Annotated in this window: 20 protein-coding genes and 2 tRNA genes; 13 read left to right on the forward strand and 9 right to left on the reverse strand. The window is 46.8% G+C overall.

Features of this window, described 5'->3' with window-relative positions; translation table 11 throughout:
- Window positions 1–93 precede the first annotated feature (93 nt).
- The 3 genes from KTO58_RS03775 to KTO58_RS03785 all read left to right on the forward strand — a co-directional run bounded on the left by KTO58_RS03775 (window position 94) and on the right by KTO58_RS03785 (window position 4,158).
- Entirely contained in the window at window positions 94–1,446 is a 1,353-nt protein-coding gene (locus KTO58_RS03775) for a serine hydrolase (RefSeq protein ID WP_198315025.1), read from the forward strand.
- Between the two features lie 245 nt (window positions 1,447–1,691).
- The gene (locus KTO58_RS03780; protein WP_095840665.1) at window positions 1,692–3,206 is read left to right on the forward strand and encodes an AAA family ATPase; all 1,515 of its coding nucleotides are present in this window, start codon (window positions 1,692–1,694) and stop codon (window positions 3,204–3,206) included.
- A 13-nt stretch (window positions 3,207–3,219) separates the two neighbouring features.
- Complete coding sequence (locus tag KTO58_RS03785) at window positions 3,220–4,158, forward strand: hypothetical protein (protein ID WP_095840664.1); 939 nt, start codon at window positions 3,220–3,222, stop codon at window positions 4,156–4,158.
- A gap of 236 nt (window positions 4,159–4,394) precedes the next feature.
- On the opposite strand, the gene KTO58_RS03790 is transcribed toward KTO58_RS03785, so the two are convergent.
- From KTO58_RS03790 to KTO58_RS03800, 3 genes are all read right to left on the reverse strand, one after another.
- Window positions 4,395–4,480 (reverse strand) — tRNA-Leu (locus KTO58_RS03790).
- Between the two features lie 112 nt (window positions 4,481–4,592).
- Window positions 4,593–4,668 (reverse strand) — tRNA-Gly (locus KTO58_RS03795).
- Window positions 4,669–4,821: 153 nt separating this feature from the next.
- Window positions 4,822–5,682, reverse strand: coding sequence for an RHS repeat domain-containing protein (locus KTO58_RS03800; protein WP_157753199.1), 861 nt, complete (start codon window positions 5,680–5,682; stop codon window positions 4,822–4,824).
- A 143-nt stretch (window positions 5,683–5,825) separates the two neighbouring features.
- Here KTO58_RS03800 and KTO58_RS03805 point away from each other — a divergent pair, with 143 nt between their 5' ends.
- The 3 genes from KTO58_RS03805 (at window position 5,826) to KTO58_RS03815 (ending at window position 8,313) form a co-directional block, all read left to right on the forward strand.
- A complete protein-coding gene (locus KTO58_RS03805; RefSeq protein ID WP_157753198.1) occupies window positions 5,826–6,875 on the forward strand; it encodes a DUF3667 domain-containing protein in 1,050 nt (349 codons plus the stop codon).
- Window positions 6,876–6,883: 8 nt separating this feature from the next.
- The gene (locus KTO58_RS03810) at window positions 6,884–7,663 is read left to right on the forward strand and encodes an enoyl-CoA hydratase-related protein (RefSeq protein ID WP_095840661.1); all 780 of its coding nucleotides are present in this window, start codon (window positions 6,884–6,886) and stop codon (window positions 7,661–7,663) included.
- Window positions 7,664–7,800: 137 nt separating this feature from the next.
- On the forward strand, window positions 7,801–8,313 hold the full coding sequence (locus KTO58_RS03815) for an Ivy family c-type lysozyme inhibitor (protein ID WP_157753197.1): 513 nt from the start codon (window positions 7,801–7,803) through the stop codon (window positions 8,311–8,313).
- Window positions 8,314–8,500: 187 nt separating this feature from the next.
- On the opposite strand, the gene KTO58_RS03820 is transcribed toward KTO58_RS03815, so the two are convergent.
- Entirely contained in the window at window positions 8,501–10,747 is a 2,247-nt protein-coding gene (locus KTO58_RS03820) for a Tex family protein (protein WP_095840659.1), read from the reverse strand.
- Between the two features lie 249 nt (window positions 10,748–10,996).
- Between KTO58_RS03820 and mazG the strand changes: the two genes are divergently transcribed.
- The gene (mazG, locus tag KTO58_RS03825) at window positions 10,997–11,761 is read left to right on the forward strand and encodes a nucleoside triphosphate pyrophosphohydrolase (protein WP_225860044.1); all 765 of its coding nucleotides are present in this window, start codon (window positions 10,997–10,999) and stop codon (window positions 11,759–11,761) included.
- A gap of 50 nt (window positions 11,762–11,811) precedes the next feature.
- Window positions 11,812–15,591 carry a sensor histidine kinase gene (locus KTO58_RS03830; RefSeq protein ID WP_225860045.1) on the forward strand — a complete coding sequence of 1,260 codons (3,780 nt, stop codon included), beginning with the start codon at window positions 11,812–11,814 and terminating at the stop codon, window positions 15,589–15,591.
- Between the two features lie 117 nt (window positions 15,592–15,708).
- On the opposite strand, the gene plsX is transcribed toward KTO58_RS03830, so the two are convergent.
- From plsX to KTO58_RS03845, 3 genes are all read right to left on the reverse strand, one after another.
- Window positions 15,709–16,680, reverse strand: a complete 972-nt coding sequence (gene plsX / locus KTO58_RS03835; RefSeq protein WP_095840655.1) for a phosphate acyltransferase PlsX — start codon at window positions 16,678–16,680, stop codon at window positions 15,709–15,711.
- A 43-nt stretch (window positions 16,681–16,723) separates the two neighbouring features.
- Window positions 16,724–16,921 carry a 50S ribosomal protein L32 gene (gene rpmF / locus KTO58_RS03840; protein WP_095840654.1) on the reverse strand — a complete coding sequence of 66 codons (198 nt, stop codon included), beginning with the start codon at window positions 16,919–16,921 and terminating at the stop codon, window positions 16,724–16,726.
- A 72-nt stretch (window positions 16,922–16,993) separates the two neighbouring features.
- A complete protein-coding gene (locus KTO58_RS03845) occupies window positions 16,994–17,530 on the reverse strand; it encodes a YceD family protein (RefSeq protein ID WP_095840653.1) in 537 nt (178 codons plus the stop codon).
- A 365-nt stretch (window positions 17,531–17,895) separates the two neighbouring features.
- On the opposite strand from KTO58_RS03845, the gene KTO58_RS03850 reads away from it, so the two are divergent.
- Window positions 17,896–19,824, forward strand: coding sequence for an ATP-binding response regulator (locus tag KTO58_RS03850; protein WP_095840652.1), 1,929 nt, complete (start codon window positions 17,896–17,898; stop codon window positions 19,822–19,824).
- An 11-nt stretch (window positions 19,825–19,835) separates the two neighbouring features.
- Here KTO58_RS03850 and KTO58_RS03855 read toward each other — a convergent pair whose 3' ends face one another.
- A complete protein-coding gene (locus tag KTO58_RS03855) occupies window positions 19,836–20,714 on the reverse strand; it encodes a fructosamine kinase family protein (RefSeq protein ID WP_095840651.1) in 879 nt (292 codons plus the stop codon).
- A 15-nt stretch (window positions 20,715–20,729) separates the two neighbouring features.
- Between KTO58_RS03855 and KTO58_RS03860 the strand changes: the two genes are divergently transcribed.
- Window positions 20,730–21,827 carry a DUF3810 domain-containing protein gene (locus tag KTO58_RS03860; RefSeq protein ID WP_095840650.1) on the forward strand — a complete coding sequence of 366 codons (1,098 nt, stop codon included), beginning with the start codon at window positions 20,730–20,732 and terminating at the stop codon, window positions 21,825–21,827.
- Window positions 21,828–21,868: 41 nt separating this feature from the next.
- Here the strand turns inward: KTO58_RS03860 and KTO58_RS03865 are convergent, their stop codons facing one another.
- Complete coding sequence (locus tag KTO58_RS03865) at window positions 21,869–22,816, reverse strand: arginase (RefSeq protein ID WP_095840649.1); 948 nt, start codon at window positions 22,814–22,816, stop codon at window positions 21,869–21,871.
- Between the two features lie 271 nt (window positions 22,817–23,087).
- Here KTO58_RS03865 and KTO58_RS03870 point away from each other — a divergent pair, with 271 nt between their 5' ends.
- The 3 genes from KTO58_RS03870 to KTO58_RS03880 all read left to right on the forward strand — a co-directional run bounded on the left by KTO58_RS03870 (window position 23,088) and on the right by KTO58_RS03880 (window position 26,529).
- Window positions 23,088–24,227 carry an acyl-CoA dehydrogenase gene (locus tag KTO58_RS03870; protein WP_095840648.1) on the forward strand — a complete coding sequence of 380 codons (1,140 nt, stop codon included), beginning with the start codon at window positions 23,088–23,090 and terminating at the stop codon, window positions 24,225–24,227.
- A 276-nt stretch (window positions 24,228–24,503) separates the two neighbouring features.
- Window positions 24,504–25,175, forward strand: coding sequence for a YggS family pyridoxal phosphate-dependent enzyme (locus KTO58_RS03875; protein WP_095840647.1), 672 nt, complete (start codon window positions 24,504–24,506; stop codon window positions 25,173–25,175).
- A 100-nt stretch (window positions 25,176–25,275) separates the two neighbouring features.
- Window positions 25,276–26,529, forward strand: coding sequence for a TlpA disulfide reductase family protein (locus tag KTO58_RS03880; protein ID WP_225860046.1), 1,254 nt, complete (start codon window positions 25,276–25,278; stop codon window positions 26,527–26,529).
- Window positions 26,530–26,933 lie beyond the last annotated feature (404 nt).

A 26,933-nucleotide genomic window follows, 5' to 3' on the forward strand; every position in this document is an offset into this window, starting at 1 on the left:
CAGACAATATTAGTCCTGATTTTTCTACTATTTTATAGAACGGCCCAGGGCCAATCGAAAAAAAACGACATCGATATCTTTCTAAAAGGCATCATGAATTATTATAGCATACCAGGTATGCAGGTGGCAGTGATCAAACAAGGGAAAATTGTACATCTTTCTGCTTATGGAATGGCCAACGTACCCTTTTCGGTACCGGTTACTACCAAAACATTGTTCCCGATTAACTCGTCAACCAAATGTTTTACCGGGATAGCTATCATGCAGTTGGTCGAAGCCGGAAAAATTAAGCTGGATGACGCTGCCACAAAATATCTGGAAGATCTGCCGGAAGCATGGCGAACAATTACCGTAAGACAGTTGCTTACGCATACTTCTGGACTCCCTGATATTGTAGACGGCGATAGCGGGAAAATGATAGCAGAAGGCGAAGACAGTATCGCGTTGCAGCAAGTAAAAAAAATGCCGCTACGTTTTCTGCCAGGCGAAAGGTCAGAATACAACCAAACAAACTATGTTTTACTAGGGCAGATGATCGAACGTATTTCTGGTAAGCCGTTCACTTCTTTTATAGAGCAGGGGCAGTTTGTGCCGGCTAATCTGACACAGAGCCGTTTTGGTGATTCCCATGACGTAGTACCTGGCATGACCGAAATTTATTCTTATAAATACAACAGGAACGGTATATGGAGACGAAGTGCTGCATTAAAGCATGTCTTTGAAGAATTTGCACTTATCACAAGGCCGGCTGCAGGTATCAACAGCACAGCAGGTGAAATAGCACAGTGGATGATAGCACTGCTTGATGAAAAGTTTATCAATAAGATATCACTCCAGACAATGTGGGCTCCGGTCTCTCATACTGATGGTTCTTTGGCACCAAGAGCGCTTGGCTGGTCCGTAAGCGGTAATGGGCAACATCCCGCTGTGTCAGGAAGTGGAGGTATGCGCTCCGCATTTTCCTATTATACTAACGAAAAAGTGGGAGTCATCATTCTTACCAATTTACGCGGTGCTAACCCGGAAAGATTTATCGAACAGGTAGCCGGGTTTTATATTCCGCAGTTACACCCCTATACAGGGAATACGTTGCAGCCTGCTGTGAGAGCAATGCATCAACAACTGCTCGAAAAGGGCTTCGGAGAAATAACCCATGTATATGCTGATCTAAAGCGAAAAAATGCGGAATTTAAACTTACTGAGTATGCGGTAAACGACTGGGGTTATATGTTGTTGTATACCGGACATATACATGAAGCCATCGAAGTACTGCAGCTGAATGTTCAGCTTTACTCCGGATCAGCTAACGTGTATGACAGTTTGGGAGAAGCTTATATGGTGATGGGGAATAAGAAAAAAGCCATCGAGCATTATACTCGTAGTCTGCAGCGTCAACCGGGAAATGAACATGTAAAAAAACAGCTACAGATACTGCAAGGACGGTAATAAGCAGATAGCGATGTTGCTATACAGAAGAAAATATGTCAGAATACGCGTTGAAGTAATTTTAACAAAAAAGCCTTTCAAGTTAAACTTGAAAGGCTTTTAATTTGTACTGGGGAAGGGGGAAATATCTAACCAACTTGTGAAGGATATAATGAATTTTAATGATATTACATGGTAATTTCGACTAAAAAACGGAATTGGATATTTTAAGTTACCTTTATAATAGAAATTTGAAATACTATAGGATGAAAATCAATAAATTAAGTATAAGAAACTTTCGATGTTTTGAGGATCTAGTTGTCGATTTTAGCCCAGACCATAATTTACATGTAATTATCGCACCTAATATGGTGGGTAAATCTGCTTTAATTAAGGCAGTGAGGATTGCGGCTAGCTCATATTTGAGGAAAATTATTCGGGGAGGAGCCAGAAACATCAGTAATGTTGACCACAGAGTAATTGGCAATAATCCTTTTACGGATATTGCACGTGAGTGTTCTATCTCAACTGCTGCAGAGGTACTTAATTGGAATGGGAGAACATGGGAAACGTCAACTTTTGAGTGGAGGATTTATCGTGAGAATACAATAAATACTAAGACTAAGTATGAAAGTTTAACGAGTAATGATCTAGATAATGCGGTCATTCGCACATATGATAGAGTCATTGAGAAAAATGAGAAGTATTTGCCGCTTCTACTGTACGTTGGTACTGAATATATACATCAACCACATGCACAAACAGATACATTAGATTTAGATGGTAGTGCACAACAAGGTTATTGGTATTGTTTTGAAGAGAAAAGTATGGAAAATTATGTGTTTGATTGGCTAAAAATAATGAATGATACCTTGGATGAGCAAAAAGAAAAGAGCAATGCAGATATTCTTTACGGAGATCTACCTAAATTATTTTTGGAATGTTTCGAAGAAATTATAAAAAAGATTTTTCCAGATGAAATCATTGGAGTTCAATTCTTAAAAAAGAGAGTTACTAGCCAAACCCGGCCTAGAGAAGCTAATAAAGAAAGAGAAATTAAGGTAAAAAATGAAAGCATAATTACTTTCCGATTCGCAAATGATGAGGTAAGGACATATGAAATGCTATCAGATGGATATAGATATCTTGTTCTTCTAGCTGGTGAGATTATTACTAGAAGTCTTCTTTTAAACAAGCATTTATCAACAGAAGTAGCTGACATTACAAACGGTATTGTACTAATTGATGAGTTTGGGATACATTTACATCCAGAGCTTCAAATGTCAGCACTTCAAAGATTGAAAGCTGCTTTTCCCAATATTCAATTCATAATATCAACGCACTCGCCATTACTATTAAACGGATTAAAAAAAGAGCAAGTTCATATACTAGAGGTAGATGGAAATAGTCAAAGGATTATCAGAAATGCAAGTCAAGACGTAATTGGTTTAGGCGCGGAAGGTATACTTAAAGATATTTTTGGTATGACATCGACCCTTGATGATATTAGCCGTAAATGGGCTCAGGATTACCGAGAACTTTTTTTGAAGAAGACTTCAATGGGGTTGACCGAAATAGAGAGCGATGAGTTCAAACAGTTAGGCGAGAATCTATCTGAGATTTCACTTTCTCCAGAGATAGACAGTGTAGACATTCAAGACCCTCTTTATCAGAGATTCAAAATGTATATTAATAGAGAAAAGACCCTGAAAGGGAAGAATCCTTCTGAAATTACTGAGGATGAAATGGAAAAAATAATTAAGGAAATAATAAAAGGATAGATTACTTTAATCAATGATTTACATTAAATATCCACTAATTAGTTTGGATTCCAATGTTGATTTAGTTACTTGGCATCAAACAGTTGATGCAAAAAAGGATTGGAAATCTCTGCGTAGTTATTTAACGGCCCATTTGTCAGTACCGCATGACATACAAGATTTTAATCCAAAATGTTGGTATACTGAAATGGAACAGCTTGACATTAACTCTCAGGACGTGGAACATTTTAGACCCAAAGACTTTTCAAAGCGTTTAACTACCTCCCATCGAACTAAAATTGAAAGAGAGATTGGTTATTCTGTTCCTGAAGATCTTGCTCAGATTCGTTACACTTGGTTAGAGCTCAACCATAATAACTATCGATTTACTACAGCATTGTCAAACAGAGGAGGTGGAAAGCATAGTGCCTTCCCTGTATTAACTGGAACAGCTAGACTTATTTCGCCAACATTACCGACAGGGACAAATGAGTTTCCTTTGTTGTTAGATCCTACTATAGAGCATGACGCAAATCAACTCTTGGTCATTCCGTCAGGAGAAATAATGCCAAAGGCGACCAAAATTGTTTTAACTGCAAATGACTTAGCCAACTACCAACAGGTATGGTATACTGAGCCAATTAATTTTCTCCGAAGTTGGGTTAGTATATTTGTTTATCGTCTAGATAATCCACATTTGATAAAAGGTCGCAAAATAGTTTTTTCAAAAGTTATCAATTTAACGAATGAGTTGGAGCAAGTGTTTGGTAAATCTCATGATGCGACAATATTTATCTGTAAAGAGATTCAGAGGTTAATTTCATCCTTTTCTCAATTTGCTTTGGCTGCCAGATGTGCACTATTATCTTATGACGGCAATAACTCAAGTAATGTGGAGACAGGAAAAAAGGTTCAACAGATACTTACAAGAATCTATGAAAATGTGATAGATAGAGAAAAGAATGCATTATGATTAATATTTATATTTTAGTTAGTCACATTGATACCTTGATATGAAGAGATTTGTTGAGTGAGTAACAACAGAAGTTTAATCTGCTATGACGTGATCTAACAGAATTCATCGGTATTGGTATACAAATGGTCCTAAAGCATTTAACGGATTAAAAAGAATTGTCTAAACGAACTACAAACAAAAAAGGCACCGCTTTCGCGATGCCTTTTAAAATTTTCAGAGCGTCAGCTCTAGTGTACCCGGGACGGGAGTTGAACCCGTACAGCCATTGCTGGCCACTGGATTTTAAGTCCAGCGTGTCTACCAATTCCACCACCCGGGTGGCCCAAATGTGGTATTTAACATCCACTATTAAGATAGTGAATTTAAATTCATCATCTGAAAGATGATCAAAAAAAAATTCCAAACTGCAACTGCAATTTGGAATCTCTAAGTGGAGCGGAAGACCGGGCTCGAACCGGCCACCCCGACCTTGGCAAGGTCGTGCTCTACCAAATGAGCTACTTCCGCATGTTTGTAAGAACTGTTCCCGTTTTTGTTGGGATTGCAAAGATAGGAAATGTTTTTAATCTGCCAACTTTTTCTAACAATTTTTTTCAACTAATCGCCTGATTAGTACCCCACTCCGTCAGCTGTAAAGAAAACGGAGGGGGCACATCACCACTATTTGTAGTAGTCGTATCGATATTTGATAATACCCAATAACTCCCGTTTCTTACCATAACATTCCTCTTTATCCCGCAACCCCTGGGTATTGTATTGGTATTTCCAGATGGTATAGTCGGATGTTGTGCCGTTCACCGTTGTCATCTGTTGTAAGTTGCCCTTGCTGTCATATTCAAAAAGGTAGTCAGGCAACATGCGCTTTTTTACCGGGTGATAACGCAGCACATCGGTAAGACGACCGGCTGCATCATAGTTGTAATAGATACGCTGGGCATTAGTGCTTTTACCATACTGCTGTTCTTCGGTTACCTGGCCTTTCTCATTGGTCTTGAACAACACCAGGCTGCTGTCGCTGGAATTGGCGCCCTGCCGTTGTACCATGGACAGCAGGTGCCCTGCGGTATCGTACTGATAGGTCCTGTTTTCAGCAAAACGGAACTTATCATCCCGGGCTTGTGATACGGAGCGTACCTCCAGGAGACGGCCACCCCCGTCGTAGCGGTATTGAATCGTTGTGATGCTGCTTTCCGTACTGTCCACAGTCTTGGTCAGCCGTCCCTGGCCACTGAAGGTGGACACCATCACAGAAAATCCAGTAGAGCGGGAGCCGGTTACCGCACGCAGCTGCCGGTAGTCAGGTGTAAGCCGGCGCTCTCCGCGGAAGTCGTTGTCGGTATCCATATTGGCATCCAGGCTTTGTACCAGCTGTACCTTTACTTTGGCAGCCTTTAACTGCTCCATGTTCTGAATGGTCAGCTGTGTATTGTGGATATCCTGCAGGTAAAATTGTGCCCGTAACACCGTGGTCTGTATCAACAATGCTACCACCAACAGTGGGATCATTTGCTTCTTTAACATAATAGGATCGGCTGACAGGGAACTGTTTTATCCTGTCAGGTACAAAAATACTAACGCAAAACCCATTTTAAAATTTTTGTAGATGTAGAACCAACTCGTTTTTTAGATTAAATTTAGCCCGGTTTTTATAACACCTATTGTCAGTGAAGCACCAACCTATACGTCAAAACAACCAATGTCTGAATTGCGGAGCCACCGTGCCTGAGCGTTATTGTTCGCATTGCGGCCAGGAAAACATCGAACCGCACGAGTCCTTCGGACACCTGTTCCAGCACTTTGTGGCCGATGTGGTACACTACGATTCCAAAGCCCTGTCCACCCTCAAATACCTGATCATCAGGCCGGGATTCCTGACTAAAGCCTATACGGCCGGTAAGCGGGTGAGTTATGTCAATCCGATCAAACTGTACATTTTCATCTCTTTTGTTTTCTTCCTGCTGTATGCAATGATAATCAGCGATGGAGAGCAGGAGGAACCCCGTCCTTCCCAACAGCATACGGAGGCTCAGCAAACAGATTCGCTCCAGCGGGCAGCGGCGCTCAAAAGAGGAATGCATATATCGGATTCGATATTATCAAATCTTTCGGCAAAGGATAGTAGCCGGGTGGGAACGAGCGTGGAAATTGATACGGAAGGAACAAATACAATGTTTAGCAATGCCCTGGCTGCATTATCCCATAAAACGCCGGAGGCATATGACTCCGTCCAACAGCGACTGCCAGCGGCTAAACGCGATGGGCCTGCCAAAAAAAGAGTCATCCGCCGCCTGCTTTATCTGCAGCTTAAATATGGCAGCAATATGGGACATGCCATCGCCGAGACCTTCACGCATAACATTCCCAAACTGATGTTCATACTCCTGCCGCTGTTTGCCTTACTGCTGAAATGGATGCAGGACAAACGCAAATGGCTGTATGTCGATCATGGCATATTCTCGATACATTTTCATACTTTCTTCTTTATCTTGTTGTTGATCGCCGGACTACTCGATCGTTTACTGCACACCTCGGCATTTACGGAATGGGGAATACTGGCAGGGATCATTTACCTGGTGGTAGCGTTGCGGAATGTGTATGGTCAATCCTGGCGTAAATCAGCTGTAAAAGGTATCTTATTGCTGTTGATGTATGTCCTCTCTATGTCGATTTTATTCCTGGGATATCTGCTGTTGGTAATGGCTATAATTCTTTAAATTTAGACATGCAACCAGAGTTTATTATCATACACCAGGAAGTGGCGCCTTATGTAGCGCACATACAATTGAACCGCCCCAAAGAACTGAATGCTTTAAACCTTCAGCTGATGGGGGAACTGAGGGATGCCCTCAAAACGCTCGATGCCGACGACAGCGTACGCTCCATCGTCATCAGCGGTAACGAAAGAGCCTTCGCCGCCGGTGCCGACATCAAACAGATGGCTGGTAAGAGTGCGATGGATATGTACAATACAGACCAGTTTACTACCTGGGACACAATAAAGAAAACCAAAAAACCGTTGATCGCTGCAGTAAGTGGCTTTGCTTTGGGGGGAGGATGTGAACTGGTGATGTTATGCGACATGATCATCGCCAGCGAGACCGCCCAGTTTGGCCAGCCTGAGATCAAGATCGGTGTGATGCCCGGTGCTGGAGGTACCCAAAGACTGACACGTGCAGTAGGAAAAGCCCTGGCAATGGAAATGGTCCTCACCGGCCGCTTTATTACTGCCGACGAAGCTTGGCGCGCAGGCCTGATCAACCGGGTGGTACCGGAAGAACGCTACCTGCAAGAAGCCATCCGTTTGGCACAAGAAGTCGCTGCACAAAGCCCTCTGGCTGTTAAAATGGCAAAAGAGGCTGTACTGAAAGCTTTTGACACAAGCCTGGACGAAGGCTTACAATTTGAACGTAAGAACTTTTACCTGCTCTTTGCTTCCGACGACCAAAAAGAAGGCATGCAGGCATTTATTGAAAAAAGAAACCCTGTATTTAAGGGTAAGTAAGCGGGACAAAATACAACATAGCAGATCAACAGCTGGGAAATACTGACCAGGGAGAACAGGGTAAAATAGCAACCATTTTCCCCGGGGAAAACCGGCGCCCTGAAGATGCGGCTATTAGCTTTTTATTTAACCATACTATGAGAAACATTCTTTTAGCGCTGCTGATTGTACCAATGGCATGTCAGCACCCCTCAGGCCACCACACAAATACTGGCAATGCCGACTCCGTATCGCCACCTCCGGCTACCGATACCATGATTTCCACACAGGATACGGTCATCGCTGGTAAGGTAGCCTCCTGGAGCGCATTCGAATCCTTTGATGGCAAGTATGCCTGGGATACTGATCTACTCGAAAAAGAACCACTGAAACAACGCTTCGAGGCACTCGTTGGCGTCAAAAAAGAGGCATTCCTAAAACGACTGCAGGTAGCGCCCCCCATCGAAGTCAACGATGGCTGGCTCTATAATGAAGGCACCAAACCCGGCGCCGCTGGTAAAGAAGAGGCTGTTATTGCCATCGACATGAAACGCGATATCATTTATGCCGGTATTGCTGTCAATGGCAACGTCAGCCTGTTTGCAGAAAAAAAAGAAAATGTATTCCCCGAACGTGTTAATAACTGGAAAAAGAAGTTCAGCGGGCAATAGCACAATAGCAATTTACAAGAGGGTACACACATTATTACGACGGGCCGGTCTTCAAAGACCGGCCCGTTCCTATATCTCACCTCCACCTCTTCCTTAGTTTTGGTATATTATTCCTATAGCTGGAAGATGCCGGACATAAAAAAGGCCAACCGGTCAGGTCAGCCTTTCTTTATTGGTTATAAATAATCTAGTTGAATTTTTTCTTCAGTTCCTGCAGTTTTGCCTGGAAGTCGTTTAACGGTTGTGCACCGCCCTTGGCTGGCTTATCGCGGTTATCCCGGCGGGGTTCCCTACGCTGTGCAGGTGCTTCGCTGTCCTTCATGGAAAGAGAGATACGTTTACGTGCCGCATCTACTTCCAATACTGTCACCTGTACTTTTTGGTTCAGTTTCACCGCCTCGTTGGGGTTACTTACGAACTTGTTGGATAAGTGGGAGATATGCACCAGGCCATCCTGCTTAACGCCGATATCCACAAAAGCACCGAAGTTGGTGATGTTGGTTACCACACCCGGTAATACCATACCTGGTTTTACATCTTCGATCTTGTGTATACCTTCTGCATATTCAAAGATAGAGATCTCATCACGGGGGTCACGACTGGGTTTGTCCAACTCTTTGAGGATGTCTTCCAGCGTCAGCAGTCCTACATCTTCTTTCACGTAGTCTTTCAGGTTGATCTTCTTGCGGAGCTCGTCCTGGCTCAGCAGTTCTTGTACACTACATTGCTGTTTGCTCGCCATTTCCTCTACCACGTTATATCGTTCCGGGTGTACGGCTGAGTTATCCAGCGGGTTGTCGCCATGTTCGATACGGAGGAAGCCCGCACATTGTTCAAATGCTTTTTCTCCCAGGCGGGGTACCTTCTTCAGCTGCGATCTGTTGCTGAAAGCGCCGTTTTCTTTACGGTACTTAACGATATTTTCCGCCAGGGAAGGACCCAGACCGGAAATATAAGCCAGCAGATGTTTAGAAGCGGTATTCAGGTTTACACCTACCATATTCACGCAGCTTACTACGATACGGTCCAGGCTTTGTTTCAGGCTGGATTGGTTCACATCGTGCTGATACTGACCTACTCCGATGGATTTAGGATCGATCTTCACCAATTCTGCCAGTGGGTCGATTAGGCGGCGACCAATAGATACGGCTCCACGAACGGTAACGTCATGATCAGGGAATTCTTCGCGGGCAACTTCTGAAGCGGAATATACGGATGCACCGCTTTCATTGACCATGAATACATTGATCTTTTTACCGAAGTCGATCTTTTTCAGGAACTCTTCTGTTTCACGGCCTGCAGTACCATTACCCACGGCAATGGCGCTGATATCATATTGTTTCACCCATTGTTTCAGCAGCTGTTCTGCGTCGTCCCGCTTGTAGTTTTTCTCCAGGGGGTAGATCACGTCGTTGGCCTGCATGTTCCCCTGTTCGTCCAGGGCTACTACCTTACAGCCGGTGCGATAACCGGGGTCTACGGCGATAACCGGTTTAGGACCCAGCGGTGCCGCCAGCAATAGCTGACGGAGGTTTTCTGCAAACACGTCGATCGCTTCACCGTCGGCGGCTTCTTTGGCTACCGCGCGGAACTCGTTCTCCAGGGAAGGGCGTAACAGGCGCTTGTAAGCATCGGTTGCTGCTTTGGTTACCTGCTCACTGCTGGCATTGTTGCCGGTTACAAATTGTTTATTGATAATACTCAGCGCTTCTTCTTCCACCGGTGTGATGGTGGCATAAAGGAAACCTTCAGACTCGCCGCGGAAGATAGCCAGTACGCGGTGAGAGGGGATTGCCTTCAGCTCTTCCTGGAACTCGAAGTAGTCTTTGTATTTATCTCCTTCCGTTTCCTTGCCTTCTATCACTTTGGACGTAAGTACGGCGGTATGGGTAAAGAGCTTGCGCAGTTTATCACGCAGCTCTGCATTTTCGTTGATCCATTCCGCGATAATATCACGGGCGCCTTTCAGCGCTTCGTCGCCGGAAGCTACCTGCTCGTTGATGAACTGTTGGGCGGTAGTGGCAGGCGCAGCGTCCTGCTGTTCCAGTAATATTTTGGCCAGGGGTTCCAGGCCTTTTTCGATCGCCGCAGTAGCGCGGGTCTTACGTTTTGGTTTATACGGCAGGTAGATATCTTCCAGCTCAGCGAGTACCCAGGTGCCCTCCAGTTTCTCCTGTAGCTCAGGGGTCATTTTCTCTTGCTCGGTGATAGTTTTGATGATAAACTCACGACGTTCATCTACCTCTTTGTAACGTTTCTGCAGATCTTCAATACGGCCTATCTGCACCTCATCCAAGCTACCGGTTACTTCTTTCCGGTAACGGCTGATAAAGGGTACGGTAGATCCTTCAGACAACAGGTTCATCGTATTCTCCGCTTGCCTGGCCGAAATACCGAGTTCTGTTGAAATAAGCGCAATGTGTTTGGTATTCATGATCTAATTTGTTAGACGTTTACACCCTTTGACAGGCTGAATAGCAGCCGGGCACAGGACTCCCGGCCTGATTCCGTTTTACTTGGGCCGGGGGCGCAAATGTAATTAAATTGGCCCTTTTGTCAATAAAAAGAAATTCACCTTCCACTGACCCTTTCCCGCCATTTTTAGTATGCTTTTTGCTATACAGGCACAGCCGCCTGGACAACTGTCACCACAGGCATCCTATACATTTTCTATATTTGATGCATGGAAAACAATTTAGCTTTCAATCGCTTACTGGAGATTATGGACGACCTGCGGGAAAAATGCCCCTGGGATAGGAAACAAACCATACAGACCCTCCGTCAGCAGACCATAGAAGAACTGTATGAACTCACCGATGCTATCACCGGTGAAGATTGGAAAGCTATTAAAGAAGAACTGGGCGACCTCCTCCTGCATATTGTTTTTTACGCCAAGATCGGCGCCGAACAGAAACAGTTCGATATCAATGACGTGATCAACGGTATCTGCGAAAAGCTGATCCATCGTCATCCCCATATTTATGGCGATGTAAAAGTGGAGAACGAAGAACAGGTAAAACAGAACTGGGAGCAGTTGAAGCTGAAAGAGGGCAAAAAGTCTGTCCTCAGCGGCGTACCACAATCGCTTCCTGCGTTAATCAAAGCCATGCGGCTACAGGAAAAAGCTAAACAGGTGGGTTTCGAATGGGAACATGCCGGCCAGGTATGGGATAAGGTAAAAGAGGAAATGGGCGAACTGGAAGCTACTTTTCAAAGCGGCAATCAGCAGGAGATGGAAGATGAATTTGGGGACGTCCTGTTTTCCCTTGTCAACTACAGCCGGTTTCTGAAGATAGATGCAGAAAACGCATTGGAACGTACCAATAAAAAGTTCATCCGCCGCTTTCAGCTGATGGAAGCTGCCGCTGCCGCCAACGGTAAACGCCTGGGAGAAATGACCCTGGACGAAATGGACGAGATATGGAACCAGGTCAAAAAAGGAGAATAGCAGACATATCATCCTCCGGCGTTCAAAATTGGAAATCGTAAACTAGCACATTGATAGACGCAAAAGAAATACGCTTGTTTTTCCTGCGGCATGGTTACCTGCTTATCATCGCGGCATGGCTCTTCACATTTGCTTTCCTGTTCAGTAATTACTGGTCGTATTACTCCTCTCCGCAGGGGGTAAAGCGTAGCCTGGAAAAAAGTATCCACCAACGGGAGCAGTCCTTTGAACGCCTCGTTAAGGACAGCGTTACTGTCGGGCGCCTGTTCAGCCGTAACTACAACGAGCGGGAGCTGAAGAGCCTGTTCAAAAAGGACTATTTCGTATTCGCATACGACAGCAGCGTTGGGGGTAAATGGCTCTCTTTCTGGAGCAGCAACCTACTGGAACCCGATGAACTGCCTGATCCGTTAAAGACCGGCTCCCGCTTTGTACACCTGAAAAGCGGCTATCACGAAGTGATCTCCCGGCGCATCTCTAATAACGCCGGACATATCCAATACCTTGTAGGGGTCATCCCCGTAATGTTGGAATACAGCATCAGCAATAATTACCTGGTCAACCACTTCTTCAATAAACCCGACTTGGGGAGGGAATATACGATCGACCTGGAACCGCCGGGGATTGTCGTGCAGAGCCAGCACCGTAAAACCTTGTTTTACCTCCACTATAAACCAGGCGTAGAGGTCCGGCAGCCCAATCTGCTCAGTACCGTACTCCGCGTCATGGGATGCATCTGCGTACTGATATTCTTTAACCTGTTCGCTTCCCTGATTGCCCGGCAACGCAACCCGGTATATGCTTTCCTGTTTCTTTTCGGCATCGTGCTGTTCATGCGTATACTCAGTTACGTATACCCTTTTCCGTTTAACCTGCAGGCACTTAATGTATTTACCCCACTGATCTATGCCAAGGATGAGATATTCCGTTCCCTGGGCGACCTGCTGATCAACGTATTGCTGGCTTTCTGGCTGCTGCTGTTCTTCCGGGCGCATGTGAAGACCATCAAGCCGCCGGTATTGAAAAAGCAATGGCAGGTATGGCTGGTGATCATATTAGCCAGCTTACTCATGTACATCGTCGGTCAGTTCCTGTCCGAGCTGATACAGAGTATGGTGATCGACTCCAAGATATCTTTCGATGTGACAGATCCTTTCAGTCTCAATGAATACAGTATCATCGGGGCCGTCATACTGGGCTTTATTGCCTTCAGTTTCTTGTTTTTCTCGGAGGTGATCAACTACCTGCTCAACGAGCTGACCAATTTCCGTCGTCGTACCAAGTATATCTTCCTAGCAGCGGTAGGCATATTATGGTTGCTGTTCCGCATCCATGATCCCAACATCGCTTATTCCGCCAGCATGGTTATCTGGCTGCTGGTGTACGTCGTGCTGCTGGACATGCTCGCCCATCGTTTCAGCAACAGTATAGATACCATCCCTTTCCTTTTCTGGCTGGTGCTGCTTACTATCACCACTTCGGCGATACTGGTCTACTATAACAACCAGAAGGAGATCACCGTGAGGGAGCGCTTGGCCGAAGACCTTTCCAAACAGAAAGATCCTTACCTGGAGATGCTGATGAATGACGTGGCCAAAAAGATCACGGAGGACGATTTCATCCGTCTCTTTTTCCAGGAGAAGAACAGCACGCAGCTGTCTAAATCGACGCTGGAAAATGACCTGCGAGAGAAGTACTTTAAAGGATATCTGGGCCGGTTCAACGTAAGTTTCTATCTGTACGATGAAGGCGGAGAGCCGATCTATGCGGCGGATACTATCAGCTGGTACTCCTTTAACCGCCGTATGCTGGTAGATTCGGAGCCGATAGGAGGAGACCTTTATTATAATGAACGAAGCTTTAACGACTACAGCTATATAGGTAAAAAGGCCATCAGCAGTTTGAATGGCGGCAGTGTGACCGGCTATATGATCTACGAACTGACACCGGCGGTGGTCAACACCCAACGCCTCTACCCGGAGCTGCTGGTAGATGGGGATATGTATGACCCGGAAAAAGAATACGGTACCGCCTACTCGTATGCTATTTATGACAAAGGGATACTGGTGGCCAACAATAATGATTATCCTTTCCAGATCAAGTTGTATCCCAGCGATGTTCCTTCCGAAGAGGTGACGGTGAGTGCGGTAAAAGGATATTCCCAGCTGATCTACCGGGCTTCGAAAGATAAGGTGGTGATCATCATGAAGGAGAACCGTGACTTTGTGGAATTCATCACCCTGTTTGCCTACATGTTCTGCCTGTTCCTGCTGATCATTATTATTTACAAGTTGCTGGACCTGCTGGTAAAAGCGCGTATGCGTATCAGCAATATCCGCGCTCTGATGGATATCAGCATCCGTAAGAAAGTACATGGGACTATCATATTTGTGGTGGTATTCGCCTTCCTGATACTGGGGGTGACGACCATCCTGTTCTTTATCAACCGTTCTGAATCGGAGAACCGGGAGCGGCTGAGTAAAACGATCAGCGAGGTCGTGGTGGAAGTGGAGAAGATCTTTTACCTGCAGCAGATGTTTGACGCGGTGGAGGACATGTATGATCCGGTATTCCAGAGCCGCCTGTCATCGGCGATCAGCGATATTGCGGATGACCGTGCGTTGGATATTAACATTTACGACCGCGACGGCAATCTGCAACTGACGACACAGCCGCTGATGACGGAAAAAGGCCTATTGGCCAGGAAAATGCATCCGCTGGCTTACTTCCAGTTATTCCGGCAGGACAAGATTCAGTTCATCCAGGATGAGCGGATAGGCACCATGCGTTACCTGAGTGGCTATGTGCCCCTGCGTAGCAACGGGGAGGTGTTCGCCTACCTTAACGTGCCATATTTTGCTACGCAGACGGAACTGAACCAGCAGATATCCAACTTCCTCATTGCCCTGATCAACTTCAACGCATTTATTTTCCTGATCGCCGGTATTCTGGCATTACTGATCACGAGCTCTATCACCAAGTCGTTCTCGGTAGTGATAGAAAGGCTGCGGCATGTGAACCTGGGGCAGCGTAACGATGAGATAGAGTGGGACAAGGATGATGAGATCGGGGCGTTGGTAAGAGAATATAATAAGATGGTGCGTAAGCTGGAGGTGAGTGCGGCGCGGCTGGCCAAGAGTGAGCGGGAGGGGGCCTGGCGGGAGATGGCGCGGCAGGTGGCACATGAGATCAAAAACCCGCTGACGCCTATGAAGTTAAGCATCCAATACTTACAGCGGGCTATTGACAATGACTCTCCCAACGTGAAGGAGTTGTCGCGTAATGTGGCCAATACGCTGGTGGAGCAGATGGATCACCTGGCGAATATTGCCTCGGATTTCTCTGCGTTTGCCCGTATAGGTGAAGCGGAGAATGTGGTATTGTTGTTGAATGAGGTGGTGCACTCCCTGAATGATTTGTACCAGAGCCATCCGCATTGCGAGATACATTTTAACGAGCCTGCCCGTTTATGTTATGTCTTTGCGGATAAGACGCAGATGAACCGGGTGTTTACGAACCTGTTGCAGAATGCGATCCAGGCTATCCCGGAGCAGCGGATGGGACATATTGAGATCGCTATGGAGGCGACTGCGGATGAGTGGGTGGTGGTGAGTGTGCGAGATAATGGGGAAGGTATTTCCCCGGAGGTGCAGTCCAAGATCTTTGTGCCGAACTTTACGACGAAGAACTCGGGTACCGGGTTGGGGTTGGCGATGTGTAAGAACATTGTGGAGCATGCGAGGGGGGAGATCTGGTTTGAGACACGTCTGAATATGGGAACGACCTTTTTTGTGAAGTTGCCTTTGGTGCAGGGGCCATCGGGGGGATAGTTGATTACGAATGTACGTAAATAATAAAAGGGGCTGATATCGATATCAGCCCCTTTTTAATAAGGTCTATGAGAGTAAATTCAATTAGTTCGACGCTGACTGAGCGGTAAGACCGGATCAGTTGGAAGAAGGTTTTTCTTCTTCTTTGGCAACAAAGCTCTCTCTGATTTTATCCAGGAGCTTCGAGTCAATCATTTGCTGAGCGAGTACGACCATGTTTTTAAAGGCGACGCCTTTGGAGATACCGTGACCGATTATTACGGGGTGCGAGACACCCAGTACGGGGGTACCGCCATAGGATTCGAAATCGAATTTGTCGATGTACTCATCTTTGATGCCTCGTGAGGCAGCGATGCTGTGGAACGACTCGGCCAGTTTGAGTACGACGTTACCGGTAAAGCCTTCACATACGATCACATCTGCTTTGTCTGTGAAAACATCCCGGCCTTCGATATTACCTATAAAGTTGATCTGTGACTGCTCTTTCAGCAGCGGGTAGGTGGCTTGCGCCAGCAGGTTACCTTTACCTTCTTCTTCTCCGATGTTGAGTAATCCTACTCTGGGATTATCGACGCGGAGGATGTGTTGGGAGTAGAGGGAACCTAACAAGGCAAACTGGGCTAGATTTTCTGGTTTACAGTCTGCATTGATACCTACATCCAGCAAGAGGCCAAACGATCCGTTTTCCCTTGGAACGGGGGTAGAGATCGTTGGGCGTTGAATCCCTGGTATTGCTTTGATGGAATAAAAGGTACCTACCATCATGGCACCGGTGTTACCGGCACTGATGAAGGCATCTATTTTACCATTCTGTAAAAGGTGAAAGCCGATGGCAATGGAAGATTGCTGCTTTTCTTTTAGTGCTTTGGTAGGGTGTTCATTCATCCCAATGATTTGGGATGAATGAACCACTGAATATCTTGATTGGTCGATTTGCGCCTCGTTCAGCAGCGGGATAATGATTTGTTCATCCCCGATGAGTACAAGGTGCACCTCTGTTGCAACGTTGTCGTCGAAAAATAATTTTACTCCTTTTACTGCTTCGAGGGGAGCGTAGTCGCCACCCATCATATCAAGCCCGATTCTCATGTAACTTAAATTTGGCTTTTAGCTTCGGGTAAAAATAGTAAAATTATTTAGTCTCGGCGCTTTGCTTTTCCAATACAACTTTACCTCTGTAGTACAATTTGTTCTCTACCCAATGAGCGCGATGTCTCAGATGCACTTCTCCAGAAGCACTATCAGTACTTAAAGTCTCCGCAAAGGCCTTGTAATGCGTTCTTCTCTTCGCTGATCTTTGCTGAGAGTGTCTGCGTTTCGGATTTGGCATTTTATTTAATTTTTAATGTCTGCGTTATTAAATAATTGTGAACACATAAAGCGGACACCGCTTTCACACTCACTAGTTGTCTTTAAATTTGTCCAATCCTTTCCAGATTGGATTGCTTTGTGCTGCGTTTTGCTGGTTCATTTTGTCCAGCATTTCGAGCACTTTGGGATTACACCCGCTTTTGCCGTCAGGTCCGTCAGGGTGGATGCGCTGCATGGGGATACTGAGATTGATGAATTCATAAATCCAGTCTGCCACATTCAGGTGAGATTCCGTTTTAGAGATGTAAGTTACATCCGGATCTTCATCTGTATTCAGCTCATCGGGATTTTCCACCAGTTTGACTACCTGGTCGAAGTCATCCCATAGTTGTAACTGAAATGGCTCTCCGCAACGATCACAAAGTACGTTTACTGTACCGCCTACTTCAAATTTCAACAGAAAGAAGTTGCTCTTTTTGTCAAATTGCAGCTTTACGGTAGCGTCACAATTGCTAAAGTCCTGAGGTCCATAGTCTTCAAAGAAACTATCCGTGATCTGATACTGATACGTATGCACTCCGGGCTTCAGCCCAACAAAAGCTATGTCAAATTCTCGGAGCGATTTCATATAAAAGTCCTCACTTTTAGAGGGATGCAAAGGTAATTAAATATTTGCAAATGCAAAAATTTCAATAAATTTGTTGGTTATCAATACTATATTTATAAGCAATATACACCAGTTGCTGGGTATATGTTAAAAAGATAACACGTATAGAGCTGATTCAAAGAGTAGGCATCGAGCTGTCTGGGAACTGCACTGATCGGTTTGGGTTTTGACAACAGTATGTCGTTGTCGCCCGTTGCTTACAGGCACAAAGATATGAAACCCTTTAATTTTACCCGTCATCGTTAATCATTCGACAGTAGAAAGGCCGACGATAGAGTAGATGGTCAGCACGAGCCGGGAATACCTGATGCCATATCCATTCCGCCATGGAGAAACCTTCCATATTAGACTTGTCCCCTGTAGTGCATCTGAGACACTCTGGGGCAGCCATATTAGTTACTGATCACTTACACCGGCCGGTATGGGGTAGCCGTGCATTGCTGGAGTCGCCTTTGCTGAAGGGGCAGGTGCCTTATATCTTGCACCAGCCGTTCCGGAGCGTATTGCGCCTATTGTTGCCACTAATAGCAGAGCCTGCCCGTTTTGAGGGGCAGCTGAGCCGGCTGCGCAGTACCCGGGCGCCTTTGCAGGGCTGGCCTTTTACGCTCCGGGAGGGATCATTGTTCCAGCTGGACTTTTCGCCGGTATGGGCAGCGGGCAGTTATCGGGGCAGTATCTGGACTTTTACGCGATTGAGTGGGACTCCGCCTGTGCCGGAACGGCCGGCAATGCAGGTGGCCGGCGACGGCCAGGGCTGGCCGGAGAAGCTGGCGGAGCGGGTGCTGGATGTGCGGACGCCGCTGAGTGTGATCTCGGGGATGGTGCACCTGCTGGATGAGACGTTGCTGGATGAGCAGCAGCGGGAGTACCTGAAATTATTGCGTCATTCGTCGGGTATATTACAGGCGTTGGTGACGGACATGCTGAACATTGCCGGCAGTACGGGGGATGAGCAGCCGGTACATCAGCGGGAATTTGACCCGGTGGAGCTGATCGGGTCTTTATTGCATACTTTCCGGATAAAACTGGGGCAGCGGCCTATACGTATATCTGCCAGTATGGATGCCCGCCTGCAGAACGTACTGGTTGGCGATGATATATTGCTGAACCAAATCATGATGAGTTTGTTAGGTAATGCGGAGCGGCTGACGGTGGAGGGGGAGATTGTGGTAACGGTATCTATGGAGGGGGCACCCGGTGGTAAGCGCTGGTTGCGGTGCAGGGTTTCCGACACGCGCCCGCCGGCGTTAGGGGCGGAAGCGCCGCATCTGCAGCCCTGGTATCCGGCTATTGCCCGGCAGCTGGCGCGTCATGGCGGTACTATTAACAGGGAGGAGTGGCATGGTTACCAGGTGAGTTATTCCTTTACCTTACCTTTTCTCGATACTGGTAAGAGAACGGCAGCTGCCAATGTGCTGGCTGCGAAACGCCAACGGAGGAGGCAAGTCAACTTTGCAGCGGCTAAAGTGTTGGTCATAGAGGACAATGGCATGAATCTTCGGTATGTCATCAGCTTGCTGGAGAAATATAAACTGGACTATCAGCTGGCTACAAATGGGCTGGATGCATTATATTTCTTAAATTCAAGGCAATATGATCTTATATTGCTGGATATTAAGCTAACTGGCGGAGATAGCCTGGAGCTGGTAAGTCGCATACGTGGGGACGAGCGTTTACCGAATGTTGCCACACCAGTCATAGGAACGGCAGCGGGCACTCCGGAAGATACGTTGGCGGCTGCACGAAGTGCCGGGATCACAGATATTCTTATAATGCCCTATACACCGGATCAACTTTTGCAGATACTGAACAAATACTTAAACGAAGACGAAACAGCACTCATCATGGAAGAAGTACAACCTACCAATGGCTTTGAATTCCACCGCGAACTGGATGTAAAGTATCTTAACACTTTGTACGAGAATAATATTGCCTATGCCGCCGACCTGTTTGAAATATTCCTGCGAACGATCCGGGAAGAGGTTAAGAAGCTGGAGGTATTGGTAGCCAATAGTGACTGGGAGCAATTACGTTTTTCTATCCACAAGTTGAAGCCCAATTTTGCGATGGTGGGATTGACCTGGACCAGCAATAATATGCAGGTGCTGGAGAATATGCTGCGCGGCAACGAGGAGTACGATGCCGTTACGATCGAGCGCTTATTTTCTTCTATCAATGCGGATATGCAGCAATATTACCCTATTGTAGCAGATGAATATGAACGTATGAAGAGCTATATGGAGCGCGAACAGTGATGGATATCCTATCAAAATGCATTTAATACCTCTTTAATACTGCTGCGGTAACTTTCGCCGAACAGCTGCAGGTGTACCAGTAATGGATACAGCTGACAGATACCTATGCGTTGCTGCCATCCATGCTGCAACGGGTAGATAGCCTGATAGGTATAGTGGAAGCGGGTATCAAAGCCGCCGAACAGGCGGGCCATGGCGAGGTCCATTTCCCGGTTGCCGTAGTATACGGCGGGGTCATAGATGGCAGCGCGCCCTTCGGGGCCTACCATAAAGTTGCCTGACCAGAGATCGCCATGCAGGAGGGCTGGTGATTCGTCGGGGAAGATGGAGGGCAGTTGTTTGCACAGTTGTTCCATCTGTTGCATCATAGTTTTGTCGAACAGTTGTTTGTCGTATGCCTGTCGTGCCAGTGGCATCAGGCGGTTGAAGGCGTAGAATACGGGCCAGGTGTTGTAGTAGGAATTGTACTGGCGCAGGGAGCCGATATAGTTAGCTGATGCGAGACCGAACTGTGGTTGTGTGTGTTGATGTAGGCGGGCGAGGGACGCGGCGAAGTTTTCCCAGAAGTCGGGGACGGCGCGTCCTTTGGTCAGGAACTCGGTAACGAGGAATGCCTGACTGCCGATGTTGCCTTGTAAGGTGGGGGTAGGGACTTTGATGGCATCGGCGTGACGTAATATAGTGAGGCCTTCGTACTCCCGCGTGAACATATCGGGGTACAGGCGGGCATCGTTGACTTTCAGAAAGAAATCACCATGGGTAGTGAAGAGCCGGTAGGTAGCATTAATATCTCCCCCCCGGACGCTTTCTGCATAATTAATCTGTATTTTCACCTGTAAATGTTCGGATAGTAGTTCGCCTAGTGTTGTACGGAAGATTTCATCTATCATGTTTCGCCAATTAATATGGAAACAACTGCCAAAATTAAAAATAAGTTAGTTAGGATCGCCGCTTTAGTGTTGATATTATTAGTGCTGAAGCTACTTTTTGCTATTAGCGATACGTTTGCCCAATTCTACTTTCATAGGTGGTATGTTTGGATCAGTGCAATATTAAGAAGTCTATCGCAATTTATCTCTATCAGTGTGGGAGATCTGTTGTATATAGCCTGGGGGATCGGTTTGCTGGTGTACCTGTTTCGGATGGTGATACGGGTGTTACGGTTTGCCTGGGCGGAGGCGGGGTTGGCGACGCTTGGGTTGTTGCGGTTTACGCTGTCTTTATACCTGGCTTTCCTGGTGTTGTGGGGATATAACTATCGCCGGCCTTCGCTGGCGGAAGACCTGGGATTGGAGATGGGGGCTTATGAGACCCGTGACCTGTACCAGTTGGCGGATACGTTGCTACAGGAGGTGAACCGGCATAAGGTATTGTTGGGGGATACATTGTTGGCTACCCGGATGGACAGCAGCAGCAGGGAGGTGTTTAACAGTGCGATACGGGCTTATGGTATTGTGGCGAAGCAGTGGCCGGTGTTGCGCTACCGGTATCCGGTGGTGAAGTCTTCTCTTTTTGGGGAGGGACTGAATTACCTGGGGGTGACGGGGTATCTGAACCCATTTACCAACGAGGCGCAGGTGAATACGACTACGCCGGCTTTTTTACTACCATTTACGACCTGTCATGAGATAGCGCATCAGCTGGGGTATGCTCCGGAGGAGGCGGCCAACTTTATTGGTTATTTGGCGGCGACGCATACGCCGGATATTCGTTTCCGGTATGCGGCTAACTACGAGATGTTCCTGTATAGCGTAGGGCAGCTGGCCCGGCGGGATACGGTGCTTGCATCCCGGTTATGGGACCGGGCGTTGCCTGGTGTGAAAAAGGATTACCAGGTGGTGAAGCGGTTTTATGCGCGTTATAAAGGGCCTGCCGACAAGTTGGCTTATCTCTTTTACGATCAGTATCTGAAGGCGAATCAGCAGGAAAAGGGGATACACAGTTACAGTGAGGTAACGGGTTGGCTGATTGCGTATTTCAGGAAGCAGCGGCCGGTGCCGTGATGAGGGCTGGCTTGTGCAGCTGCTTTGTTCAGCTGGTTCGTTTAGTTCATCATCAGCACGTTGACGCTACGCTGGAGTATGTTGAAGGCGATTTCTGCCATCAGGTTCTCGCGGTCCAGGGTAGGGTTCACTTCGGTGATCTCGAAGCAGCAGATCTTACGATGTTGCATGAACTTGGAGATGAGGTCTTCTGCTTCCCGTTCGCGGAGGCCGTTGCTAACGGGGGTGCCGGTGCCGCGGGAGATGGACGCGTCGAGGCTGTCCACATCGAATGACACGTAGATATATTCACAATCGCTGAGGTAGCGGAATACGGAACGGGAAACGTTCTCTGCGCCTTTTCGGCGTACTTCGCTGGTGGTGATCACTTTAATACCGTATTTACGGATCAGGTGTTCTTCTTCTTTTTCATAGTCCCTGAGGGAGATAAATACGATATCTTCCGGTAATACTTTGGGGGCGATCTTACCGATATTTTTAAGGCTATTCCACATTTTCAGGGTGTTATCATCCAGGTCGTGCACTTTACACTCCAGGTTATCTTCGGCGATGGCGGTAGCGAGCGGCATGCCGTGCATGTTGCCGGAGGGAGTGGTGAACGGGGTATGGAGGTCGGCATGTGCATCGATCCAGATAACGCCCAGTTTGGATTTGGGGTGTGCCATTTTCAGGCCGGCGATGGTAGCGCCTGCGGTGCTATGGTCGCCGGAAAGGATCACGGGGAACCAGTTGGATTTAACGGTTTCGGCTACACTTTTGCTGATACGTTCGTACATGTTGTACAAGCCTTTGATACGTTTGGCAAACGGGGATTCTATGGGTTCGAACAGCAGTTTATTTTCAGTTTCTATCTCTTCGGAAGGAAAGTGTACAAAAAAGTTGCTCATGAAATCCAGTGCCGCAATCTTGATCGCATCTACGCCCAGGCTGGCGCCACGTGTACCCGCGCCTATTTCTGATTTGACTTCAATGATCTTTATGTTCTTCATATACGGCAAGCTACAGGATTTTGTCTAAACGCCCAAAGTGGCAGCAGGCTGCTGTATCGTGACACGGTTAAACGGGGAGGGGGGAGTTGCATGACAAAATCCAATAAGGCTGCGTTATCCTCAATAATTGTTTAATGTTTACAAGATAATAATGGATAACATTAAATTTTGGTTACTGTATTTTTTTACATCCGGGAATTAAAATAGGTTTGTCACTTGCGTACTGGTAGGAATCAGTCGTATTCACCTTTTCAGCATTAAATATCCGGTTATGAACTTTCAATTGACAGAAGAACATTTAATGATTCAGAAAGCCGCCAGGGATTTTGCGGTAAATGAGCTGTTGCCCGGTGTGATAGAGCGGGATGAGAAGCAGCAGTTTCCGGCAGAACAGGTCAAGAAGCTGGGTGAGCTGGGCTTTTTGGGGATGATGGTGGATCCTAAGTATGGGGGTGCGGGGTTGGACACGATATCTTACGTGCTGGCAATGGAAGAGATATCTAAAGTGGATGCTTCTACATCGGTATGTATGAGTGTGAACAACTCGCTGGTTTGCTGGGGATTGGAAAATTTTGGTACGGAAGAGCAGAAGCAGAAATACCTAGTGCCGCTGGCAAAAGGGGAGATCATTGGCGCTTTTCTGCTGAGTGAGCCGGAGGCGGGTTCTGATGCTACCTCCCAGCGTACATTGGGAGAAGATAAAGGTGATCATTACCTGGTGAACGGTACTAAAAACTGGATTACGAATGGCAGTACTGCCAGTGTATATCTGGTGATCGTGCAGACACACCCTGAGAAAGGCAGCAAGGGTATCAATGCCCTGATCATAGAGAAAAACAGTCCTGGTGTGACGGTAGGCGCCAAAGAAAACAAACTGGGTATCCGTGGTAGCGATACACACAGCATTATGTTCCAGGATGTGAAGGTGCCTAAAGAGAACCGTATAGGAGAAGACGGTTTTGGGTTCAAGTTCGCCATGAAGACTTTAGGGGGTGGCCGTATCGGTATTGCCTCCCAGGCGTTGGGTATTGCCAGTGGCGCTTATGAGCTGGCGCTGAAATATTCCAAGCAGCGTAAAGCATTTGGTAAGGAGATCTCCCAGCACCAGGCGATCCAGTTCAAACTGGCAGATATGGCTACCCAGATAGAGGCGGCTCGTTTGCTGTGCCTGAAAGCAGCCTGGGAAAAGGATCAGCATTTGGATTATACGCTGAGTGGTTCAATGGCAAAAGTATTTGCTTCTGAGACTGCTATGTGGGTTACCACGGAAGCGGTACAGGTACATGGCGGATACGGTTATGTGAAGGAGTATCATGTAGAGCGTCTGATGCGGGATGCCAAGATCACGCAGATCTATGAAGGTACTTCTGAAGTACAACGTATTGTGATCAGCCGTTCTATCCTCGGATAGGCGACTGGTAAAATAATATCAGCAGACAGCTGTTGCGGTGGGACCGTGGCAGCTGTCTTTTTTATACCCCTATTTAAAGGGTTGATAATCAGTATTGTACAGTGCTAATATGTTTTAGCGTATTGATAGTCAGCTAGTTGCATACTTGTTGCATATAGGCTGTATAAGCGTTGTATAGCCATTCTATATGCAACTATATGGCTAGCTTATACAATGATTATACGAATGCTATACGAATGCTACAGGAAAGCTATAGGAGTGGTAACTTTGCCGGCTATGGCAATTAACATCACCGCATATCAACAGATCAAAGAAGAACTGGCGCCATTTGGTGCGCAGCTGGTAGCTGTATCGAAGATCAAACCGGAATCGGATATACAGGCGTTGTATGACGCTGGGCAACGGATATTCGGAGAGAACTATGTGCAGGAGCTGGTGCATAAGCAGCCATTGCTGCCGGCGGATATTGACTGGCATTTTATCGGGCATCTGCAGTCCAATAAGGTTAAATACATTGCGCCGTTTGTGGGAATGATACATGCAGTGGATAGTTATAAATTGTTGCAGGAGATTGACCGGCAGGCGGCTAAATACGGGCGGGTGATCCGTTGTCTGTTGCAGCTGCATATCGCACAGGAGGAGACCAAATACGGGCTGGACGAGTCTGAGTTGTTTGCCTTATTGGATCAGTGGCAGCAGTCGCCGTTGCCGCATGTGCAGATAGTGGGTTTGATGAGTATGGCTTCGAATACGGAGGATGAGGGGCAGATCAGCCGGGAGTTTACCAGGTTGAAGCAGCTGCATAGCCGGGTGAAGGAGCAGTATTTTGGTGAGGCAGATCATTTCCGGGAGTTATCTATCGGGATGAGCGGTGATTACCGGTTGGCGTTGGCAGCCGGAAGTACTATGGTACGTATAGGGAGTTTACTTTTTGGCGCCAGGTTATAAAAATAGTCCACTGGTTTTGTGGAGTTTTAACGTTACTGTATCTTTACAGCTGATCCGGGGATCGTTATTCCCGTTTTTTTTAAAGCGGACAAATTATCAGATGAAAAGAAATAGATTATCGCTATCACTATTACTTACAGTAGTTATTTCCTTTTTCTTCCTGGAGGCTACTGCTCAATCTGCACTGAAGAATGGCTTCTGGCAGGCGCGTTTGCATCGTTCGGACAATGCGGACATTGTATTCAATTTCGAAGTAAAGGACAGTGCTTCTCGTAAGGTATTGTATGTACTGAATGCGGGAGAGCGTTTATTGGTGGACGATATTACGCAGCGGGGCGATTCTGTGTTGATCAACATGCCGTTTTTTGATGCGTCTTTCAGGGGGGTACGGCAGGGCAACAAGGGGCTGGCCGGTGTGTTTGTGCGTCATATGCCGGACAGGGAGATCACGATTCCTTTTACGGCGGTTCCCGGGGTGAAGGAGCGCTTCAGGCAGCATCAGCCTGCATCGGCGAATGCGAGTGGTCGCTGGTCCACCTGGTTTACGGCGCCCGGAGCGAAGGACAGTTCTTATGCGATCGGGGAGTTTAAGCAAACAGGTAACAAGGTATATGGTACATTTCTGACGACAACGGGTGACTATCGTTTCCTGGAAGGTATCGTAGACGGGGATACGTTGAAGTTGTCCACCTTTGATGGTTCTCATGCTTATTATTTCACGGCCCGTATCAAAGGGGACCGCCTGGAGAGCGGCGTGTTCTATGCCGGTATTGGTACCGGGAAGTCCAGCTGGACGGCTGTGAAAGATGAAAAGGCCGCTTTACAGGACGAGCGTACATTGTCGACTGTAAAAGCGGGGCAGGAGACCCTGGATTTCGCTTTCCCGGATCTGAGCGGGCAGCGGGTGAGTATCAAAGACGACCGTTTTAAGAACAAGGTGGTGATCATTACGCTGATGGGTTCCTGGTGTCCTAACTGTATGGATGAAACGGGGTATCTGAGCGACTGGTATAAGCAGAATAAGCAGCGTGGGGTGGAAGTGATCGGGTTGGCTTATGAGCGTACGAATGACTTTGAGGTGTCTAAGACGGCACTGAATCGTTTTCTGAGACGTTTTGATGTAACCTATCCTGTGTTGGTGACAGGCGTGACGCCTAGTGATCCACAGAAAGGGGAGAAAACGTTGCCGCAGCTGACGGGTATTAAGGGATTTCCGACTACGATCTTTTTAGATAAGCAGGGGAAAGTGGTGGAAGTGCATACCGGATTTAACGGCCCGGGTACGGGAGCACACTATGAGGCTTTCAAAAAGGAATTTAATCAGCTGGTGGACCGCCTGGTAGCGGCCCAGTAGGCGATAAACGATAAGATCCTGCAGCGCGCCCATACCAGGCTATTTTAGCCGGTATGGGCGCGCGCTGTTTATCTAGTTCAAAAAAGAAGGGTGCATCTTTATGGAATTTGAACGATATGTTAATCTTATCAATACAAAAAGTTAAAAATAACAAGCTGTCATCGACAAGGAGCCTTTGGTGGGAAGTTAGTTTCTTTGGAGGATAAGGGACAGTAACACGTTGGTTCGCCACCCGGCATGTTGCTGTCCCGCAGCTTGTACGTAAACGGACGTGTCTGTGCATAACTGAACAAGGGGCGTATTTTAATGATATTGATTATTAATTAGTTACGATCATTTGGGCAGGTGGCATTATAGTTGACTATGGAGAGACCGACGGATTTGTCCATAAGCGTTTTTATATA

Source organism: Chitinophaga pendula, assembly GCF_020386615.1.
Taxonomy (GTDB): domain Bacteria; phylum Bacteroidota; class Bacteroidia; order Chitinophagales; family Chitinophagaceae; genus Chitinophaga; species Chitinophaga pendula.

Coding starts and splice junctions, on each gene's coding strand:
- KTO58_RS03775 (WP_198315025.1), top strand. CDS start 94: ATGAATTATTATAGCATACCAGGTATGCAGGTGGCAGTGATCAAACAA.
- KTO58_RS03780 (WP_095840665.1), top strand. CDS start 1,692: ATGAAAATCAATAAATTAAGTATAAGAAACTTTCGATGTTTTGAGGAT.
- KTO58_RS03785 (WP_095840664.1), top strand. CDS start 3,220: ATGATTTACATTAAATATCCACTAATTAGTTTGGATTCCAATGTTGAT.
- KTO58_RS03800 (WP_157753199.1), bottom strand. CDS start 5,682: ATGTTAAAGAAGCAAATGATCCCACTGTTGGTGGTAGCATTGTTGATA.
- KTO58_RS03810 (WP_095840661.1), top strand. CDS start 6,884: ATGCAACCAGAGTTTATTATCATACACCAGGAAGTGGCGCCTTATGTA.
- KTO58_RS03815 (WP_157753197.1), top strand. CDS start 7,801: ATGAGAAACATTCTTTTAGCGCTGCTGATTGTACCAATGGCATGTCAG.
- KTO58_RS03820 (WP_095840659.1), bottom strand. CDS start 10,747: ATGAATACCAAACACATTGCGCTTATTTCAACAGAACTCGGTATTTCG.
- mazG (WP_225860044.1), top strand. CDS start 10,997: ATGGAAAACAATTTAGCTTTCAATCGCTTACTGGAGATTATGGACGAC.
- plsX (WP_095840655.1), bottom strand. CDS start 16,680: ATGAGAATCGGGCTTGATATGATGGGTGGCGACTACGCTCCCCTCGAA.
- rpmF (WP_095840654.1), bottom strand. CDS start 16,921: ATGCCAAATCCGAAACGCAGACACTCTCAGCAAAGATCAGCGAAGAGA.
- KTO58_RS03845 (WP_095840653.1), bottom strand. CDS start 17,530: ATGAAATCGCTCCGAGAATTTGACATAGCTTTTGTTGGGCTGAAGCCC.
- KTO58_RS03850 (WP_095840652.1), top strand. CDS start 17,896: ATGGAGAAACCTTCCATATTAGACTTGTCCCCTGTAGTGCATCTGAGA.
- KTO58_RS03855 (WP_095840651.1), bottom strand. CDS start 20,714: ATGATAGATGAAATCTTCCGTACAACACTAGGCGAACTACTATCCGAA.
- KTO58_RS03860 (WP_095840650.1), top strand. CDS start 20,730: ATGGAAACAACTGCCAAAATTAAAAATAAGTTAGTTAGGATCGCCGCT.
- KTO58_RS03865 (WP_095840649.1), bottom strand. CDS start 22,816: ATGAAGAACATAAAGATCATTGAAGTCAAATCAGAAATAGGCGCGGGT.
- KTO58_RS03870 (WP_095840648.1), top strand. CDS start 23,088: ATGAACTTTCAATTGACAGAAGAACATTTAATGATTCAGAAAGCCGCC.
- KTO58_RS03875 (WP_095840647.1), top strand. CDS start 24,504: ATGGCAATTAACATCACCGCATATCAACAGATCAAAGAAGAACTGGCG.
- KTO58_RS03880 (WP_225860046.1), top strand. CDS start 25,276: ATGAAAAGAAATAGATTATCGCTATCACTATTACTTACAGTAGTTATT.